At 56.3% G+C, this 263-nt stretch carries 1 pseudogene; it reads left to right on the forward strand.

The features are described from left to right. Positions 1-61: 61 nt before the first annotated feature. Positions 62-263: pseudogene (locus AC0IYH_RS32115) on the forward strand (long-chain fatty acid--CoA ligase); the annotation flags it as partial.

A 263-nucleotide genomic window follows, 5' to 3' on the forward strand; every position in this document is an offset into this window, starting at 1 on the left:
TCACTGGGTTGACTGGTGCCTTAAGGCTAAACGGATATTCAGGGAAATGAGGACAACAACAATGCAGCCTGATTTCTGGAACGATAAACGCGCCGCTGGCGTGGCCAACGATATCGACATGTCGGCCTACCAGTCGGTGGTCGAGGTGTTCGAGCGCTCCTGCAAGACCTTTGCGGATCGCCCCGCCTTCAGCAACCTGGGTAGAACCTTGACCTATGGCGAGCTGGACGAACTGTCCAGTGCATTTGCCGCCTACCTGCAGC

Source organism: Pseudomonas sp. AC463 (genome assembly GCF_979253585.1).